This is a genomic window from Bacillus sp. FSL M8-0077, assembly GCF_038050255.1.
Classification (GTDB): domain Bacteria; phylum Bacillota; class Bacilli; order Bacillales; family Bacillaceae; genus Bacillus; species Bacillus altitudinis.
The window spans coordinates 1,937,502-1,957,048 of sequence record NZ_JBBPAF010000001.1 but is presented as its reverse complement, the minus strand read 5'-3'; the positions used below and the strand labels follow the sequence as shown (position 1 = coordinate 1,957,048).

Here is a 19,547-nt window from a genome sequence, read left to right as displayed (position 1 = left end):
ATGCTGATTCTATTATAACAATAATTCCACGCAAAAGATGTCTCTGATCAACATGGGAGGAGCGAACGATCTTTTTCTCTTATCTTTTCTCATTTTTCATAAAAGCGTATGATAGAGAAAAGAGGATAGAAAGGATTTTCACTTCTATGAATCAACCCAACATACAATTTTCAAAGCTAGCAAATTTTAGAGAGGTAGGCGGACTCCAAGCAACGGATCAGATGGTGATCAAACAAGGAATGATTTATCGATCTGCCGATTTATCACGTCTCACGAAGCAAGACATATTGACGTTCTCAACACTTGGAATTCAAACAATTTGTGACCTGCGTACAAGCTCAGAACGAAAATCACACCCGCCAAAGATCATGGAACATGACAAAATTGTTCATATCCCTATGCAGCCTGACAGCATGATGCCTAGTAAATGGACGATGTTTCGTATACTGATAGCAGAAGGAAAGTCTCTATCCTTTACGCTGATCATGAAAGATTTGTATCAAAGCATGCTCAATGAGCGAAAAAAAGAGATTCAGCAATTGTTTACACTCCTATCAGATGAAAAAAATTATCCGCTGATGCTTCACTGTACAAGCGGGAAGGATCGCACAGGCTTTTTATCTGCTCTTATTCAATTAGCAGCAGGTGTGCCAGTGCATACCGTACTAAGTGAATACATGCGTTCCAACGAAGGCGTGCAAATGTTAGTAAAAAGACAAGAACGATTTGTTCGCATGATGAGTTTATATCGGGTGTCAAAAGAACAAGTTCAACCCCTGCTTGGTGTGCAGCAAGATTATCTTGAAGATGTACTGAAAGAGATGATGGATACATACGGAAGTGCAGAGCAGTATTTACTAGAAGCCTGCGGCGTCCCGAAAGCTCAGCTGCTTAAAGTAAAAAACATCTTGCTTACACCATCTGCTGGCATTCCATCACAAAACGCAGAATAAACTTAATATGAGGTGATGCAAAACATGCTGAAAAAGATCAGTATGACGGTTCTGACACTAGTTTTCATGGGTGTCTTCTTATTGATTCCGTCTAGCAGTCTAGCTCGTTCGATGCCAAAAGGGAAGCTTGAGAGCACAAGAGAGATGCGTGCAGTGTGGGTCGCATCGGTTTATAACTTAGATTGGCCTTCAAAGAAAGGACTGCCCAGAGATGAGCAGAAACAAGAGTTCATTCAACTGTTAGACGACATCAAAGCGATGAATATGAACGCCGTCATCATGCAAATTAAACCAACAGCAGATGCCTTTTATCCATCGAAATTCGGGCCATGGTCTGAATATTTGACTGGTACACAAGGGAAAGACCCTGGATATGACCCGCTTGAATTTATGATAGAAGAAGCACATAAACGCGGCCTTGAATTTCATGCTTGGTTTAACCCTTATCGAATTACCATGAATCATACTGATCTCAACCGATTGTCAGACGATCATCCTGCAAGAGCACATCCTGAGTGGACCATCGCCTACGGAAATCAGCTGTACTTTAATCCAGGCATTCCTGATGCTCAGGATTTCATTGTAGACGGGATAGAGGAAGTAGTGAAAAACTACGATATTGATGCGGTGCATATGGATGATTATTTTTACCCGAATAAAATCGCTGGTGTGCCATTTCCAGATCAAGAAACGTATGAAACTTACGGGCAGAAATTCACACATATAGAAGATTGGCGAAGAGATAATGTGAACGAGCTAGTGAAGCAGATCAATGACACCATTAAAAAAGAAAAGCCGTATGTGAAATTTGGTATCAGCCCATTTGGTGTGTGGCGCAACATAAAAGATGACCCAACCGGTTCAAACACAACAGCAGGGATGACCAATTACGATGATTTGTATGCTGATACAAGAGAATGGATACAGCAGCACCATATTGATTATATCACCCCGCAAATTTATTGGAGTATCGGCTTTCAGCCTGCTGCCTATGATGTGCTGACGAAGTGGTGGTCAAATGAAATGAAGGGGCAGCCTGTTCACTTGTACATTGGTCAAGCGACGTATAAAATCAATCAAAACAGTGATCCTGCTTGGTCTGATCCCGAAGAGTATTTTCACCAGATCAAGCTGAACAGAGAGTCACAGCTCGTACAAGGAAGCATGCATTTTAGTTTGAAGGATATGAATCGGAATCCCTTGAATGTAAAGAAACGATTAATAGAAGAAACCTATAGCAAACCAGCTCTTATACCAGAGATGCCATGGCTTCATCAAAAAGCGCCAAAAAAACCAATCATCCAATCTGTGAAAAAGACAGAGGATGGCGTAGTTTTACAGATACAAAATGATCTGCGCTCTAGTGCATCCTATTATGCAGTCTATCGATTGTCGAATAAAGAGACATACGAATTTGTGCAAACGGTCAGAAAAGAAACAGGTTCCTTCACACATACGAAAGACATTTTAGCGAATCAAAAGAAGAGTTATACCTACAAAGTGACAGCACTCAATCGCCTTCATCATGAAAGCAAGCCTTCTACAAAAACAGTAAAATAACAAAGACAGCATAAATGAGGGTTATCCTCTATTTATGCTTTTTTGCTTTCTCTATTTTCCTACTATTTTTATTTTAATTTTCTGAATTCAATCAAGCTTGGCATGAAGCAGCTATTTCAATAATAAATATGATAGAAAAGCGCCAAAGGGGGAAGCAAAATGGATTTTGAATTAACGAAAGAGCAGCAAATGATCCGTCAGATGGTCAAAGAATTTGCAAAAACAGAAATTGCACCACACGCTCAAACAGTTGATGAACAGGCAGTATTTCCCGTGAACACTTTTCAAAAAATGGGGGAGCTCGGTTTAATGGGTATACCCTTTCCAGAGAAATATGGAGGTTCTGGAGGAGATACGATCTCGTATGCACTGGCAGTAGAAGAAATTGGAAAACAGTGTGCAAGTACAGGTTTAAGTTATGCCGCAGCGGTTTCCTTAGGCGCAAGTCCACTTTATTACTTCGGGACGGAGGAGCAAAAGATGGACCATCTTGTTCCGTTAGCCTCTGGAACAGCACTCGGCTCCTTCGGATTAACAGAACCAAACGCCGGATCAGATGCAAAAGGAACAAAAACAAAAGCCATTAAAGACGGACAAGAATATGTCATCAGCGGGGAAAAGTGCTGGATCACAAATGCCAATTATGCCAGAACGATTATTGTCACCGCTGTAACAGATCATGATGAAAACGGACGTCCGATCATCTCCGCCTTTATTGTGGAGAAAGGGCAAAAGGGACTGTCGATTACAAACCCATATGACAAAATGGGGGTCCGAGGTTCAGATACGGCTGAGATCATTTTAGACGAAGTGCGTGTATCAGCCCATCAACTATTGGGAGACAAATCGAAAGGATTCAAGCAATTTTTATATACATTAGACGGCGGACGAATTTCCATTGCAGCCTTATCTGTCGGAATTGCGCAAGCTGCACTTGATGCTTCACTTTCCTATGCAAAAGAAAGAAAGCAATTTGGAAAGGCGCTCTCATCCTTCCAGGCCATTCAGTTTAAGCTGGCGGATATGGCGATGCAAATAGAGCTTGCAAGACAAATGGTCTGGAAAGCCGCTTGGCTGAAAGATCAAGGCAAACCATTTACAAAAGAAGCGGCCTTTGCCAAACTGTTTGCTTCAGAAATGGCCACAAAGGCAAGTCTTGATGCGGTCCAAATTCATGGCGGAACTGGCTATATGAAAGAATGCGGTGTTGAACGGCTTGTGAGAGATGCCAAGCTCATGGAAATCGGAGAAGGAACCTCTGAAATTCAGCGTCTCGTGATCGCAAGACAGCTGTTAGCGTAATACCTTAATGAAAACGCTTACTATACGTGAGGGAGGAAAGCAATGATGTCGATTCACCCGCAAACGATTGGCTCCCTTTTAAGAGAAAAAAAAGAGCAGCACCCAGCACATGAAGCCATTGTTTACCCAGAACGTTCTTTACGTTATTCGTACGAAGCGTTTTATCGAGAGGTCAAGGAAATAGGTAAAGGTCTTATGGCATTAGGGATTCAAAAGGGCGATCACATCGCCATCATGGCACCAAATATACCTGAATGGCTCATTCTTCAATTTGCCTGCGCCTCCATTGGTGCTGTTCTTGTTACTGTGAATACCAATTTTCAATCACAGGAACTCGCCTATTTACTCAAGCATTCTGACAGTAAAATGTTGTTTATTGTAGACGGCTTTAAAGAGACGTCCTATGTCAACATGCTTGAAGAACTGATTCCAGAACTTCAAACCGCTCATCAAGAGGAGATCACATCCCCACAATTTCCTTATTTAAAAAGATGCATCTATATCGGGCAGCATGTACCAAACGGCATGCTTAGCTGGGATCGTCTTCAAGTGGCTGCAAAAAGAACCGAGGATCATGAATGGGAGAAGCGAATGGATGAGCTCACGCCTGATGACGTTATTAATATGCAGTACACTTCAGGCACAACCGGCTATCCAAAAGGCGTCATGCTCAGCCACACAAACATCGTCTGTAATGCAAGTCAAATCGCAGATTGTATGAAATTAACAGAGCAAGACCGTATGTGTATCCCTGTGCCGTTCTTTCATTGCTTTGGCTCTGTTCTTGGTGTACTTGCTTGTCTCACAAAAGGGGGAACGATCATTCCACTTGAATCATTCCATCCAGAACGAGTCCTTCAAACAGTAGAAAAAGAAAAATGCACCGTTCTTCATGGTGTACCAACCATGTTCATCGCAGAGCTCGATCATCCAAATTTCCACTCTTATGACCTGTCCACATTACGAACGGGCATTATGGCCGGTTCACTCTGCCCATCCCATGTCATGAAAGCAGTCATTGAAAAAATGGGACTTAGAGAGCTCACGATTGCCTATGGTCAGACCGAAAGTTCACCCGTCATTACCCAAACAAGAACCGATGATTCGTTTGAAAGACGAGTTCAAACGGTCGGACGTGCGCTTCCTCAAATTGAAGTGAAAATTGCCTTGCTAGGGACGTCAAAAGAAGTGCCAAGAGGGGAGCAGGGGGAGCTTTGTACAAGAGGGTACCATGTCATGAAGGGCTATTATAAAAACGAAGAAGCAACAAATGAAGTCATTGACGAGGACGGATGGCTTCATACAGGGGATTTAGCTGAGATGGATCATGACGGCTATGTGAAAATCACAGGACGGCTTAAAGATATGATCATCAGAGGCGGAGAGAATGTGTACCCGAAAGAGATTGAGGATGTCCTATACACTCACCCTGCCATTCTTGACGCACAGGTCGTTGGTATTCCTGACGAGACATACGGCGAGGAAGCAGCCGCATTCATTCGGCTGAAACAAGGGAAGTCGGTCTCAATTGAGACATTAACGAGCTATTGTCAGTCGCAAATGGCACGCTACAAAATCCCAAAATACTTTTTCATTACAGATGAGTATCCAATGACCGCCTCAGGCAAAATTCAGAAGTTTCGCTTGAAAGAGCAAGCGCTTGATCTAATAAAGGAGTGAAGGCAGCGATGTTTCAACAAGTATTGATCGCCAATCGAGGCGAAATTGCCCGTAGAGTGATTCGGACATGTAAACGGCTCGGAATCAAAACCGTTGCCGTTTATTCAGAGGCTGATCAGCATGCACTTCATGTGCAAGAAGCAGACAGCGCCTATTATATCGGCGGCGCTAAAGTATCTGAAAGCTATTTAAACATGGAAGCAATCATCAAGATTGCCAAACAAACAAATACAGATGCCATCCACCCGGGTTATGGTCTTTTATCAGAAAATGCGGCATTTGCTGAACGCTGCCGGAGCGAAGGCATTGCCTTTATTGGACCATCTTCACAAGTCATTCAGCAGATGGGAAATAAAATTGAAGCGAGAAAAACGATGGAACAAGCGGGCATCCCAATCGTTCCTGGTGTTTCAGCCCCGCTCCATGATGCAGACGAAGGGGTTTATAAAGCACAGACACTCGGCTATCCCATTATGCTAAAAGCATCGAGCGGCGGCGGCGGGATTGGTATGCAGCTCGTCCGCAACGACGAAGAGCTGCATCGAGCGTTTGAAGGAAATCAAAAAAGGGCACAAAGCTTCTTTCAAGACGGTACTTTATACATGGAGAAGGTGATTGAACACGCACGGCACATCGAAATTCAAGTTCTTTTTGATTCGTTCGGTCACGGCGTTCACTTATTTGAAAGAGATTGTTCACTCCAAAGAAGACATCAGAAAATTGTTGAAGAGGCACCAGCCGTCTGTCTTGAAGAAACTGTGAGACAGCAAATGGGACAGATGGCCGTCAAAGCTGCCAAAGCGATTGGGTATGAAAATGCGGGCACGATTGAATGTTTAGTCGATCAAAACCAGCAATTTTATTTCTTAGAAATGAATACGAGATTGCAAGTAGAACACCCTGTCACTGAAGAAATTACGGGGATTGACCTTGTCGAGGAGCAGCTAAAAATTGCAGCATTAGAGCCCCTGTCTTTCAGCCAAGAGGATATTCATCAAATTGGGCACGCGATTGAAGTTAGAATTTACGCTGAAGACCCTGTGACATTTTACCCTTCGCCAGGCACGATCACTCGGCTTTCTACACCTGATGCCCCATATATCCGTCATGAGTCAAGCGTAACGAGCGGAAGTGTCATTACCCCATTTTACGATCCAATGATTGCGAAAATGATTGTGTACGGTGATACTCGAAAACTCGCCATAGAACGATTAAAAGCAGCATTACAAGCATATGAAATAGAAGGGATCAGAACCAATCTGCCGCTTTTAAAAGAAATGGCCGAATCAACTGCCTTTTTCCATGGCAGGATCACAACCGATTTTCTGATGAAAAAAAGGGAGGAAAACCGTTCATGAAAACTGTCACGATACAAATGGCCGGAAACCTATGGAAGCTTCTTGTAAAACAGGGTGATGACGTGCAAAAAGGACAGGAAGTCGCCATCTTAGAATCCATGAAAATGGAGATTCCCATTGTTGCAGAAGAAGCAGGTGTGATCAGTAAAGTGTATAAGGCGGAGGGGGAATTTGTTGACGAGGGAGAGGTACTTTTGGAGCTGACAGAATAGGGGGAAAACCGCATGGCATTACCAAAAAACGTACTCATTAGAGAGGTCGGCCCGCGCGATGGCCTGCAAAATGAATCCGTTTGGCTGGACACAATGGAGAAGCGAACATGGATCCATTTACTCGAAGAAGCCCATCTTCCATATATTGAAGTTACCTCATTTGTTCATCCAAAATGGGTTCCATCTTTAAAAGACGCCAAAGAATTAGCCCAATCATTAAACAAAAAAGATGATATCACCTATGCTGCACTCATCCCAAATGAAAAAGGATTAGCTCATTTTTTTGAAGCAAACCTTGAGGTAGGGGCTATGTTTATCTCATCGAGTGAGACACATAACAAAAAGAATATGAACCGATCTATACAGGAAACACTGCCTGTGATCAAACAAATGACAGCCGATTTAAAAGCAGAAGGACGACAAACGCGGGCCTATATTTCAACCGTGTTTGGATGTCCTTATGAAAAACAAGTGCCGATGGACCAAGTGCTGCGATTAATGGAACAGCTGCTGTCCTTCGGCATTGATGAAATATCACTCGGGGATACCATTGGGGAAGCCCATCCGCTGCAAGTAGAAAGACGGTTAGACCTTTTACTTGAACGCTTTCCTGCTGATAAAATCGCACTTCATTTTCATGATACGAAAGGAATGGGGCTTGCCAATATTTATACAGCATTAAAAGCCGGCATCACCATATTTGATGCCTCTAGCGGGGGGCTTGGCGGCTGTCCTTATGCACCTGGATCCAGCGGAAACGTGGCGACAGAAGACGTGGTGCACATGCTTCACAAACTCGGGATCGAAACAAATGTCGACCTCCCTCGCTTGATTAAAGCGGCTGAATGGATTGAAGCAAAAGTGGATCGAACCCTGCCAAGTCACTGTTTACGCGCTTTTCAGTCTCACACTACTTGATAAAGGGTGAATCACATGACTTCATTGATCCATTTTTCAATACAAGATGATCATATTGGCATCATGACATTAAATAGACCAGCGCAAGCCAATGCTCTCTCAGCTGCTATGCTAGAGGAAATCAATCAAACGACTCAAGAAATCAAACATGATGAAAACATCCGCTGTTTGCTTATTACAGGAGCTGGCGCTAAAGTTTTTTGCGCAGGAGCAGACCTAAAAGAACGGCGATTGATGACAGAACAAGAAGCCAAAGAAGCCGTTCTGACCATTCAGCAAACCTTTACAGACATTGAATCTTTGCCTGTTCCTGTCATTGCCGTGATAAACGGACACGCACTTGGCGGAGGTCTTGAGCTCGCGCTCGCCTGTGATCTCCGCATCGCAAGAGCGGGTGCAGCGCTCGGCCTGCCGGAAACAGGACTAGCTATCCTGCCGGGAGCAGGGGGCACACAAAGACTTTCGCGCCTGATCGGACCCGGGAAAGCGAAAGAAATGATCTTCACAGGCACTTCTTTACGAGCAGAAGAAGCCGTTCAAATCGGGCTGATTGAACGTATCTCTACAGCCGATTCACTGATGAATGATGCCATCACACTCGCAAAACAAATCACCAAAAATGGACCGATTGCTTTAAAAGAAGCAAAACAAGCCATTCAATCCAGCCTTGATCACGATTTACAAACAGGTCTGACGAAAGAATACGAAGCCTATCTTCGGCTAATTCATACAGAAGATCGACTAGAAGGTCTCAAGGCTTTTCAAGAAAAACGAACGCCTCATTACAGAGGCAAATAGCAAGAAAGGGGAATGGTCATGATCGAAGAATATGAATTAAAAAAACAACGAATTGAAAAGGGCGGGGCAGAACGCTACCATCAAAAAAACAAAGAAAAAGGAAAATTATTTGTCCGTGATCGGCTTCATTTGCTATTAGATGAGGACTCTTTCATTGAAGATGCCATGTTTGCAGAGTGCAAAGATGAACATTTACCAGCAGATGGTGTCGTCACAGGAACCGGGCGTATGAATGGGCAGACTGTTTGCGTCATGGCAAACGACTCTACGGTTAAAGCAGGATCGTGGGGCGTCAAAACAGTAGAAAAAATCATTCGAATTCAAGAAACGGCCGAGAAGCTCAATTGTCCTATGCTGTATTTAGTCGATTCTGCTGGTGCAAGAATCACCGATCAAATCGCCATGTTTCCAGGCAGAAGAGGAGCAGGGCGCATTTTTTATAACCAAGTCAAGCTGTCTGGGCGCATTCCTCAAATTTGTTTACTATTCGGTCCTTCTGCTGCCGGTGGTGCCTATATCCCTGCTTTTTGTGACATTGTCGTCATGGTCGAAGGAAATGCCTCTATGTATTTAGGGTCGCCGCGAATGGCTGAAATGGTGATCGGTGAAAAAGTATCACTTGAGGAAATGGGCGGTGCGAAAATGCACTGCAGCATTTCTGGATGCGGAGATATATTAGCCAAAACTGAGGAAGAGGCCATTCAAATTGCACGTGATTATTTAACCTATATGCCTGCCAACTATATGGAAAAACCAAAAATGACAGCAGCAAAAGCACCTAAACCATCTAACATCACCATCCAAGACTTAATTCCTAAAGGCCAGAATACCCCATTTGATATGTATCAACTCATCGATTTACTGATTGATGAAGGGTCATTTTTTGAAATCAAAAAACTGTTTGCCGCAGAGTTAATCACCGGCTTTGGCAGAATGAACGATCAGCCTGTCGGTCTCATTGCCAATCAGCCAAGAGTAAAAGGCGGCGTATTATTTCACGACTCAGCTGATAAAGCCGCCAAGTTTATTCAGCTCTGTGATGCCTTTCATATCCCGCTGCTCTTTCTTGCGGACATACCAGGATTTATGATTGGGACAAAAGTAGAACAAGCCGGCATTATTCGTCATGGGGCAAAAATGATCTCCGCTATGTCAGAGGCGACCGTTCCGAAAATATCCGTCATCGTCCGTAAAGCATACGGAGCAGGATTATATGCAATGGCAGGCCCTGCTTTTGAGCCAGACTGCTGTCTAGCTCTTCCATCGGCGCAAATCGCTGTGATGGGTCCAGAAGCCGCTGTAAATGCCGTCTATGCAAATAAAATTGCAGAACTCCCGCCCGAAGAGAGGGCTTCATTTATACAAGAGAAACGGAAGGAATACCAGGAAGATATGAATATCTATGAGCTTGCCTCTGAAATGATTGTCGATGGCGTCATCCCATTTGACCGTCTAAGAACGGAACTTTGTCATAGATTACTAGCCTATTCATCGAAAGACATGACATTTACGAAACGAAAACATCCGGTCTATCCGGTCTAAAGGGGGCAGTCCTCATGATCAACCTGAAACCAGAATGGATACCGGAAGAAAAGCAGAGCCAAAAAACACGTTTGCATCAGTGGATGAAATCTCTTGGTTTTTCTACGTATGACTCATTCTATCAAGCCAGTATTGCACGCACAGACTGGTTTTGGAGAGAAGCGGAAAAGGCGGTTGGCATTCAGTGGAAAAAACCATATGAAGCGGCATTAGGTCACCACTCATTGATGTGGCCGAAATGGTATCAGGGCGGCACACTTAACATCACCGAAACGGCTGTGGACAAATGGGCAGAAAAAGAAGAGACGAAGCATCAGCCCGCCATCATTTGGAGCAATGAAGCCGGTGAAGAAAAGAAATGGTCATTTCTCGAACTTCAAGAGAAAGTGAGCCGTCTTGCAGCTGGCTTTTTGAAAGAAGGACTTCAAAAAGGGGATGTAGCCATCATCTATATGCCAATGCTTCCAGAAACGGTCGCCGTCATGCTTGCCTTTGCAAAGATTGGTGTTATTTTCAGCCCAGTCTTCTCAGGCTATGGAAGCGAGCCACTCGCTGTACGCATTCGTGCGTCAGGCGCATCCATTGTCGTCACAGCGAATGAAATGATGAGGCGAGGGAAAACGATCAACATGCGGGAATGTGTGGCGGATGCCATCAATAAAACAACAACTGTGCAAAAAGTGATTGTGCACACTTCCTCTCATACCGGATATCAGGGCGATGTCCTGCTGAATGATTTGTTACAAGAACAGCCGATCACCGGCGCGACCTATGTCACAAATGAAGATCCGCTGATGATCTTGTATACGTCAGGCACAACCGGCACACCAAAGGGAGCCGTTCATACACACGCAGGCTTTCCGATAAAGGCAGCTTTTGATGCTGGGCTATGTATGGATGTGGCAAAAGGAGACCGGTTGTTTTGGCTGACTGATATGGGCTGGATGATGGGGCCATTCCTCGTCTTTGGTGGCTTGATCAATGGAGCTGCCATCGTTTTATATGACGGCGCTCCCGATTATCCAGATGAGCAGCAGCTCTGGTCATTCATCCATCAGAAGAAAGTCACTCATTTTGGGCTTTCCCCTACATTTGTTCGTTCTGCGATGCAGCAATCGATTGATGGGGTCGAGCTATCGCATGTCAAAGCCATTATTTCTACAGGGGAACCATGGAATGAAGCTCCGTGGCAATGGTTATTTCACACCATTGGTCAAAAGAACATTCCAATCTTAAATTATTCAGGAGGAACCGAGGTTTCTGGTGGCATTGTAGGCAGTACGCTGCTTCGTCCCATCAAACCGATTCTCTTTAATGCGGCGATCTTAGGAATGGCGGCAGATGTATACAATGAAGCTGGGCAAAGCGTGATGAATGAAGTAGGGGAGCTTGTGGTGAAAAAGCCATGGGTCGGCATGACATGTGGTTTTTGGAACGAACCGGAGCGTTATGAAGATACGTATTTCAAACGATTTGATGGTGTATGGACACACGGAGATTGGGTCATGCAAACAGAGGACGGAGAATTCCACATCACCGGCAGATCGGATGATGTCATTAATACAGCAGGGAAACGCATCGGGCCAGCTGAAATTGAATCCATCCTTACCTGGCATCCTGCCGTGCATGAAGCGGCTGTGATTGGGGTAAAGGATGAGGTGAAAGGGGAGGCGCTCGTCTGTTTCATCGTGACCAGTCCGCATGCTTTTGAAGAAGCAGCCCTTATCCAAGAGCTTTCAGCCCATGTTGGTTCACATGCCGGAAAAGCGCTCACACCAAAAGAAGTTCATCTCATTTCAGCTTTGCCGAAAACAAGGAATGGAAAAATCGTACGACGTTTACTTAAAGGGGCGTTTGAAGAGCAGCCTTCACCAGATCTATCTTCATTAGACAATCCAGATGTATATAAGAGTCTGACCGAATACTTGAATAAGAAACAGAAAAAATAAAAAAGACAGGATGGTTCCTGTCTCAGCGTGTAGACAAACCCTCGCATTCGGTGTCAGTCCTGCGCTTCGGTGCTCACGAATGTCAAATTCGCTCCGCGCCGATGCTCGTCCTTCCTAGACTGCAAAGGTTTTCTATCACGCTGAAAAGAAGACAAAGGGCTAAAATAAAGTTCATTTTAGCCCTTTGTCAACAATCTGAGACAGGAAGGTTCCTGTCTCTTTTTATTGCACATGAAAATTCGTTCCATCTGTTGTCTCTTTCACAATCCCTGCACGAATGACATAATCGCCGAAATGTTCATTTTCTTCTCGTTCTTTTGCGTAGCGGGGGAGAATAGAGCCAAGTTCTTTTAAAATGTCTTCCTCACCCACATTTTCACGGTATAATTTACTTAATCTGCTGCCATCAAATGCGGCACCAAGATACATATTATACTTACCAGGTGATTTTCCGATAAATCCAATCTCTCCAAGCGCATGACGAGCACAACCATTTGGACAACCAGTCATTCGAATGGTGATTTCTTTATCACTTAATCCGTTTTCTTCAACGATGTCTTCGATTTTATCAATCAATCGTGGAAGGTAGCGCTCTGCTTCAGCCATCGCTAAACCGCAAGTTGGCAAAGATACACAAGCCATTGAGCTGCGGCGCAGGGCGGAGTGCTGCTGGCCGTCTGATAAACCAAACTTTTGAATCAGCTGTTCGATTTGTTTCTTTTTATGAGTTGTCACATTCCCAATGATTAAATTCTGATTGGCGGTTAGACGGAAGTCACCCGTATGCACCTTGGCAATTTCACGGATGCCTGTCATCAGCGGATAATCATCATAATCTGTGATGCGTCCGCCTTCTACAAACATCGTATAATGCCATCTGCCATTGATGCCTTTTACCCAGCCATAACGGTCACCGTTATGATCAAAGTGATAATCCTTTGCCTCTAAAAGAGTAAACCCAAGACGGCGCTCAAGCTCTTCTTTTACATTCTCAAGACCAAGGCGGTCCACCGTATATTTAAAGCGGGCATTTTTTCGCACGGAACGGTTTCCGTAGTCACGCTGAATGGTGATGACTTGTTTGGCAATTTCTACGACTTGTTCAGGTGTACAAAAGCCGATGACCTTTGCAAGCTGCGGATAAGTCGCTGTATCACCATGAGTCATACCCATTCCGCCGCCAATTGCGACATTAAAACCGACCAGTTGATCGTTTTCGATAATGGCAATGAAGCCTAGATCCTGCGAAAAGACATCAATGTCATTAGCAGGAGGGACGGCCACGCCAATCTTAAATTTTCTTGGTAAATAAAGCGGACCATACATCGGTTCAACCTCAGTATCAGGTGTTGCTACTACCTTTTCCTCATCAAGCCAAATCTCATGATAGGCTCTTGTTTGTGGAAGTAAGTCATCACTTAATTTCTTTGCCAGCTCGTACACGTCATGGTGCACTTCTGATTGATAAGGATTTGATGTACACATGACATTCCGGTTCACATCGCCGCAAGCTGCGATCGTATCAAGCATAGTAGAATGAATGTCTTGAATGGTTTTTTTCATATTCCATTTTAAAATACCGTGAAGCTGAAAGGTTTCACGAGTAGTCAGCTTTAACGTACCGTTTCCGTATTTGTGAGCAAGCTCATCCATCACAAGCCACTGCTTAGATGTGGCGATTCCGCCAGGCAGACGGACACGCAGCATAAATTGATAGGCAGGCTCAAGCTTTTGTTTTTGTCGTTCATTTCTCAGATCACGATCGTCTTGTAAATAGCTGCCGTGATGCTTCATCAGACGGTTGTCATCATCCGGAATTCCCGCTGAAATCGGATCAAGCATCACTTCTTTTAACGTACCCCGTAAATAATCACTTTTTTCTTTGATTTCCTCTACGTCGCTCGGAGGTCCATCCGGCGCTGTTAATGCTGTCTTCACCATGTAAGTAAAAGCTCCTTTCTTTCAAGCATCAAATCAATAAACGTCACGCTGATAGCGTTTTTGCTGCTGTAAGTTGGCAAGATAGCTTTCTGCTTTTTCTTTGCTCATCGCACCTTCTTCTTGAATAATGGATAGAAGGGTATTGTGGACATCATGCGCCATATGCTTTTCATCTCCGCAAATATAGACGTAAGCACCTTGCTCAAGCCATTCAAATAATTCTTTGCTTTGTTTCTTCATTTGGTGCTGGACATATACTTTTTCCTCAGTATCTCTTGAAAAAGCCACGTCCATTTTCGTTAAGACGCCATCCTTTAACCACTTTTGCCATTCTGTTTGGTATAAGAAATCCGTCACAAAATGCTGATCCCCGAAGAATAACCATGACTTTCCGTTTGCACCCATTTCCTCACGCTCCTGCATAAATGAACGGAAAGGGGCGATGCCTGTGCCTGGTCCTACCATAATGATCGGTGCATCTGGATCTTGAGGAAGCTTAAAGTTTTGGTTGTGCTGAATATAAACAGGTAACGTATCACCTGGCTGCAGGCGCTCTGCACATAAAATCGAACAGACACCTTGACGTTCTCTGCCGTGCGCATCATATCTGACAGCCCCTATCGTCAAATGAACCTCTTCGTCATTTGCTTTGAGACTGCTTGCAATGGAATAAAGGCGTGCAGGGATTTTTCTTAAAATGGACGTGAAATCTGCGGCGGTTCCTTCAAAAGGACCGAAATCACGAGCCGCATCTACTAGGTCCCGGCCTGCGATATATTCTTTCAGTTTTTCTTCGTTTCCTTCTTCTAAAAGGGCATGCAAGGATTCGCTTTTTGTCAGTTCAGCGATCTTTTGTAGAAGTGGTTTTGTTAACACCGTGATCTCAAAATGCGAGGTGAGTGCTTCTTTTAAAGGAAGAGTGTCTCCATTTTTATGAACGGTGACGGATTCTTCTGCATTCCACCCGCATGTTTGAATCAGTTCGTCGACAAGTGCAGGATCATTTGTCGGGTAAATGCCGAGACTGTCACCTGGCTCATACACGAGACCTGAACCTTCAAGCGAAAGCTCTAAGTGACGTGTTTCTTTATTAGATCCACGCCCATTTAGGTTGATATTTTCAAGAACTTCAGCATAAAAAGGATTCGTTCTTGAATATTCAGAAACGGCTTGATTGTTGACTCCCGCTGATTCTTGCGGAATTGATACAGCTTCACCTTCACTCAAAGAGGAGGCAACACCTTGAAGCCATTCTGAAAACGGCTCATCATAATCAAGGTCACAGTCCACTCGGTCATAAAGACGTGTACCGCCAAGCTCTTTAAAGCGTTCGTCAAATTCTTTTCCTGTCTGACAGAAGAATTCGTATGAACTGTCACCTAATGAAAGGACAGAAAAGCTTAAATGATCGAGCTTTGGCGCACGTCTGCCGTGAACATATTCATGGAACGAAAGGGCATTATCCGGCGGATCTCCTTCGCCATGTGTGCTGACAATGACCAGTAAATTGTTTATTTTTTTCAGATTATTCGGTTTAAAATCGGACATAGAAGAGAGCGTCACTTGAAAACCTTTCTCTTCAAGATGCTGGGCTGTCTTTTTCGCTAATCCTTCGGAATTGCCTGTTTGCGACCCATAAAGCACGGTCACATCTTTGCTCACAGGCTGGGCAGATGCTGCGGCAGAAGGCACCGAAGTGACAGCTTCTGAGCCGGCAAGCGCTGCCTGCGCTGATAAATAACCAGTAAGCCAAATTTTTTGCTGATCTGTTAAAGACGGAAGCAGCTGATTGAGTAACTCTGCCTGCTCCTGGCTAAACGGACTGTTCAATACATGAAGTTGCAACAATATCCACCTCACAAGGAATATAAACATAGATTAATTCGATAGGAATTATATATATAGGTTTAATTTGAACTTTACCGAAAGTTTGCCATTAAGTAAAATATATAATATTGATTGTCATGATTAAGATTTCTAATGACAAAACAAGGATGAATAGGAGAGAGGGCACAAAAAAAGGAAAACGGATCACCGTTTTCCTCTTTTTCGCCTGACTTACACCGTTGGAAGTCCCATCACAGCTTTCACTTCTAAATATTCCTCGATACCGAAGTCTCCCCATTCTCTTCCGATACCAGACTGCTTAAAGCCTCCAAATGGGGCAAAGTAATCTGTTTCAGCATTGTTAATAGTGATTTGGCCAGCGCGAATATGTTCAGCGACATATTTTAATGTTTTTTCATCTTGACCAACAACATACCCGGCAAGACCATACACTGTATCGTTGGCGATCTCAAGGGCATGATCGAGGTCTTGATACGTGATCACACTCATGACTGGTCCAAAGATTTCTTCTTGCGCAATGGTCATATCATTTTTCACATTGGTGAAAATGGTATGCTTGGCGAAATATCCTTTATCGATTCCGTCTGGCTTTCCAGTTCCCCCAGCAAGAAGGGTAGCACCTTCTTCGATTCCTTTTTCAATATAAGATTGCACCGTATCCCACTGCTTTTTAGAAACAAGCGGGCCAGTAGCGTGATCTTCTCTCGGATCACCAACTGTAAACTTCGTCAGGGCGTTCAGCAGCGCTTTTTCAAACTTGTCTTTCATTGATTCTGGAATCAGCACACGTGTAGCTGCAGAACACACTTGACCTGTATTCATCGCAATATGATGAATGGCTGTTTCTGCTGCTTCGTCCACATCTGCATCGTCTAAGACGATAAGAGGGGATTTTCCGCCAAGCTCAAGTGCTACTTTCTTCACATTGTCCGCTGCGTTTTCCATAATTTTAGAGCCGACGGCACCTGATCCTGTAAATGAAACGAAGTCAATATCAGGATGTGAGCTAATGCCGTCACCAATCACGTCACCCGTTCCGTTTACTAAGTTGAAGACTCCTTTCGGTACACCTGCTTCATCAATAATTTCTGCAAGAATCATCGCAGCAAAAGGGGTAATTTCCGCTGGCTTTAGGACAACTGGTGAACCTGCCGCAATGGCACCTGCAATTTTAAGAGATGTTTGATTCGTTGGGAAGTTCCACGGTGTAATCAATCCGCTGACACCAATCGCTTCTTTTATAATGGTATGTCCACCACGGTCTTCGGTAAATGTATAAGATTTCAGTGCTTCTGCTGCTTTAGAAAAATGTTCATAGCCCATTTTGTAATGAACTTCTTCGGACACTTTCAGCGGTGCACCAAGCTCTTTTGTCATCACTTCTACAAGTTCATCCTTGCGTTTTTCGTACCCGCGCACAATGTTTTCTAGCATTTTTACTCGTTCATTTCGAGATGTTTTTGAGAAAGAAGGGAAGGCGGCTCGGGCTGCTTTGACAGCTTGATCTAAATCTTCTTTCGTTCCTAAACTAATGGTGCCAATGACTTCCTCTGTCGCAGGGTTGATGACCTCCGTTGTTTCGTTTCCTGTTGATGCGACCCATTCTCCATTAATAAAGTGTTTCTCTTGATTTCTCATTCTGACATGTCTCCTTTTTATGTGTGATTCAATCCAATATTCTGTTTTCAGCTCATATAAAACTGTACCCACTGTGAAAAATCTAAAACGGAGAAACTGCATGAGAAAAAGTTTCTGATATAATACGCAAAGTGGGACATATGTCCTTTTCAACATGAGGGCATCTATCATTTAATGGAACTAGACTGAAAAAAGAAGGAGCTTTTGAACGAATGAAAGGTGTTATTTTCGCATTATTAGGCGGCGCTTGTATTACACTACAAGGCGTAGCCAACGCCAGAATTAGTCAAGATATCGGGACGTGGCAGGCGGCAACGATCACGCAGCTGACAGGGTTTATCATCTCTCTCGTCATTTTACTCATCGTACGAGATGGCCACTTTAAGGAATATAAAAAAGTGCAGCCTCTTTATTTAATTGGCGGTGCCTTTGCAGCCATTATTATCTTTAATGAGGTCACTGCCATTCAAATCATTGGTGTAACACTTACGATCGCTGCTTTACTCATCGCACAGCTTGCGTTTACCTTTGCCATCGATTCAAAAGGATGGTTTGGTGTTCAGAAGAAAAAAATGAAATGGCCTCATTATGCAGGCATCTTTTTAATGATTGCAGGCGTCATCATCTTAAAACTATAAAGGAGGGCATCAGATGGAGGAGCTGCATGATGAATCTCTTTTTTCCTCTTATATGAAGATGCATCAATTACAGAATGTCTTTCATCAAAGACTCATCTCACATGTGAGCTTGTGGCGCTATCAGCAAGGTGAGCTGATTTGTTCAAAAGGGGATAAAAGGGAGTATATGTACTTGCTCGTGAAAGGAAAATTAAAGATTTTCACCACCACAAAGGAAGGAAAAACGTTTATTCTTTGCTTTAAAAACCCTCTTGAAGCGATTGGAGATATTGAATACGTTCAGCAGACAGATATGGTGAATACAGTCGAAGCCGTCACAGAAGTACATATGCTGAGGATTTCTCATCAAGCCCTTATGCGGCATGCAAAGGACGATCCTCGAGTTTTAGCCTTTTTGCTTAAGGGCATCACAAACAAATTTTATACTAAATCAAATGATTTAAGCTTTCACCTTTTATATCCCGTAGAGGTCAGGCTTGCAAGCTATTTATTGTCTGTTTTAACAGGTGATGATGACGCGCGCGCGCGGCCGCTTCGCCTCACGGATGCAGCGAGCTTAATTGGAACGAGCTACCGACATATTAATCGGGTCATTCAGCAGTTCCAAGAAAAAGGGCTGATCGAAAGACGAAGAGGAAAGATTACGATTTGTGATCAAAAAAGGCTTTTAGAAATAGCAGAGCACAACATTTATGAATAGAAGAAACGAAGGGACTTATATATGATTATAGGAATATTATTAGCTGTCATTGCTGGGGCACTTGTCAGCTTACAAATCATTTTTAATAGTAAAGTCAATGAACATACAGGCTCTTGGTCAACAACGACGCTAGTTCTAGGAATGGGCTTTATCGCTTCACTTTTGATGGGTCTCTTATTAGAAGGAACCGGCATGTTTCAATTAAGGCATATGGAAGCCTGGTATTGGATAAGCGGTGCCATTGGGGTAGGCGTTGTCATCTGTCTTGTTCAGAGCATCAAACGACTCGGTCCCACTTATGGAATCTCGATTGTTCTCACCTCTCAGCTAGGTTGTGCGCTTCTATTTGATTCGCTTGGCTGGCTTGGGTTAGAAAAAGTAACATTTTCTTTTACAAAATTATTAGGTGTACTTGTCATCGTGGCAGGAATCCTCGTATTTAAATTAACCAAGCTTGAACCAGTAGAAGAGGGGCAGTCTCAAGAAAAAGGGCTGCCACAAAAGTAGCTG

Annotated in this window: 16 protein-coding genes; 13 read left to right on the top strand and 3 right to left on the bottom strand. The window is 43.7% G+C overall.

What is annotated here, in order from left to right; genetic code table 11:
- Positions 1 to 146 precede the first annotated feature (146 nt).
- The 10 genes from NST57_RS09970 (at position 147) to NST57_RS09925 (ending at position 12,272) form a co-directional block, all read left to right on the top strand.
- Positions 147 to 953: a tyrosine-protein phosphatase gene (locus NST57_RS09970; RefSeq protein ID WP_341298488.1), complete on the top strand. Its 807-nt coding sequence runs from the start codon at positions 147 to 149 to the stop codon at positions 951 to 953.
- A 24-nt stretch (positions 954 to 977) separates the two neighbouring features.
- On the top strand, positions 978 to 2,513 hold the full coding sequence (locus tag NST57_RS09965; RefSeq protein WP_341298487.1) for a glycoside hydrolase family 10 protein: 1,536 nt from the start codon (positions 978 to 980) through the stop codon (positions 2,511 to 2,513).
- Between the two features lie 159 nt (positions 2,514 to 2,672).
- Positions 2,673 to 3,815, top strand: a complete 1,143-nt coding sequence (locus NST57_RS09960; protein WP_142155230.1) for an acyl-CoA dehydrogenase family protein — start codon at positions 2,673 to 2,675, stop codon at positions 3,813 to 3,815.
- A gap of 42 nt (positions 3,816 to 3,857) precedes the next feature.
- Complete coding sequence (locus NST57_RS09955) at positions 3,858 to 5,495, top strand: AMP-binding protein (RefSeq protein WP_341298486.1); 1,638 nt, start codon at positions 3,858 to 3,860, stop codon at positions 5,493 to 5,495.
- An 8-nt stretch (positions 5,496 to 5,503) separates the two neighbouring features.
- Positions 5,504 to 6,853: an acetyl-CoA carboxylase biotin carboxylase subunit gene (locus tag NST57_RS09950; protein WP_341298485.1), complete on the top strand. Its 1,350-nt coding sequence runs from the start codon at positions 5,504 to 5,506 to the stop codon at positions 6,851 to 6,853.
- Positions 6,850 to 7,065: an acetyl-CoA carboxylase biotin carboxyl carrier protein subunit gene (locus NST57_RS09945; protein ID WP_017367387.1), complete on the top strand. Its 216-nt coding sequence runs from the start codon at positions 6,850 to 6,852 to the stop codon at positions 7,063 to 7,065. The genes NST57_RS09950 and NST57_RS09945 overlap by 4 nt, the downstream gene beginning before the upstream one ends.
- 12 nt (positions 7,066 to 7,077) lie before the next feature.
- On the top strand, positions 7,078 to 7,983 hold the full coding sequence (locus NST57_RS09940) for a hydroxymethylglutaryl-CoA lyase (RefSeq protein WP_142155227.1): 906 nt from the start codon (positions 7,078 to 7,080) through the stop codon (positions 7,981 to 7,983).
- A gap of 15 nt (positions 7,984 to 7,998) precedes the next feature.
- Positions 7,999 to 8,781 carry an enoyl-CoA hydratase gene (locus tag NST57_RS09935; RefSeq protein WP_341298484.1) on the top strand — a complete coding sequence of 261 codons (783 nt, stop codon included), beginning with the start codon at positions 7,999 to 8,001 and terminating at the stop codon, positions 8,779 to 8,781.
- Between the two features lie 18 nt (positions 8,782 to 8,799).
- Positions 8,800 to 10,323, top strand: a complete 1,524-nt coding sequence (locus NST57_RS09930; RefSeq protein ID WP_341298483.1) for an acyl-CoA carboxylase subunit beta — start codon at positions 8,800 to 8,802, stop codon at positions 10,321 to 10,323.
- A 14-nt stretch (positions 10,324 to 10,337) separates the two neighbouring features.
- Positions 10,338 to 12,272, top strand: coding sequence for an AMP-binding protein (locus NST57_RS09925; protein WP_341298482.1), 1,935 nt, complete (start codon positions 10,338 to 10,340; stop codon positions 12,270 to 12,272).
- 222 nt (positions 12,273 to 12,494) lie between these two features.
- On the opposite strand, the gene cysI is transcribed toward NST57_RS09925, so the two are convergent.
- The 3 genes from cysI to NST57_RS09910 all read right to left on the bottom strand — a co-directional run bounded on the left by cysI (position 12,495) and on the right by NST57_RS09910 (position 17,699).
- Positions 12,495 to 14,213, bottom strand: a complete 1,719-nt coding sequence (cysI, locus tag NST57_RS09920) for an assimilatory sulfite reductase (NADPH) hemoprotein subunit (protein ID WP_341298481.1) — start codon at positions 14,211 to 14,213, stop codon at positions 12,495 to 12,497.
- Positions 14,214 to 14,246: 33 nt separating this feature from the next.
- On the bottom strand, positions 14,247 to 16,058 hold the full coding sequence (locus NST57_RS09915) for an assimilatory sulfite reductase (NADPH) flavoprotein subunit (protein WP_341298480.1): 1,812 nt from the start codon (positions 16,056 to 16,058) through the stop codon (positions 14,247 to 14,249).
- Positions 16,059 to 16,271: 213 nt separating this feature from the next.
- Positions 16,272 to 17,699 (bottom strand): aldehyde dehydrogenase family protein, encoded by a 1,428-nt coding sequence (locus tag NST57_RS09910; protein ID WP_142155221.1) that lies wholly within the window; start codon positions 17,697 to 17,699, stop codon positions 16,272 to 16,274.
- 212 nt (positions 17,700 to 17,911) lie between these two features.
- Between NST57_RS09910 and NST57_RS09905 the strand changes: the two genes are divergently transcribed.
- From NST57_RS09905 to NST57_RS09895, 3 genes are read left to right on the top strand one after another with little or no spacing between them, the layout of a single operon-like run.
- Positions 17,912 to 18,337: a DMT family transporter gene (locus NST57_RS09905; RefSeq protein WP_341298479.1), complete on the top strand. Its 426-nt coding sequence runs from the start codon at positions 17,912 to 17,914 to the stop codon at positions 18,335 to 18,337.
- 13 nt (positions 18,338 to 18,350) lie between these two features.
- Complete coding sequence (locus NST57_RS09900; RefSeq protein WP_341298478.1) at positions 18,351 to 19,037, top strand: Crp/Fnr family transcriptional regulator; 687 nt, start codon at positions 18,351 to 18,353, stop codon at positions 19,035 to 19,037.
- 21 nt (positions 19,038 to 19,058) lie between these two features.
- Positions 19,059 to 19,544 (top strand): DMT family transporter, encoded by a 486-nt coding sequence (locus NST57_RS09895; RefSeq protein ID WP_142155219.1) that lies wholly within the window; start codon positions 19,059 to 19,061, stop codon positions 19,542 to 19,544.
- The last annotated feature ends 3 nt before the right edge of the window (positions 19,545 to 19,547 follow it).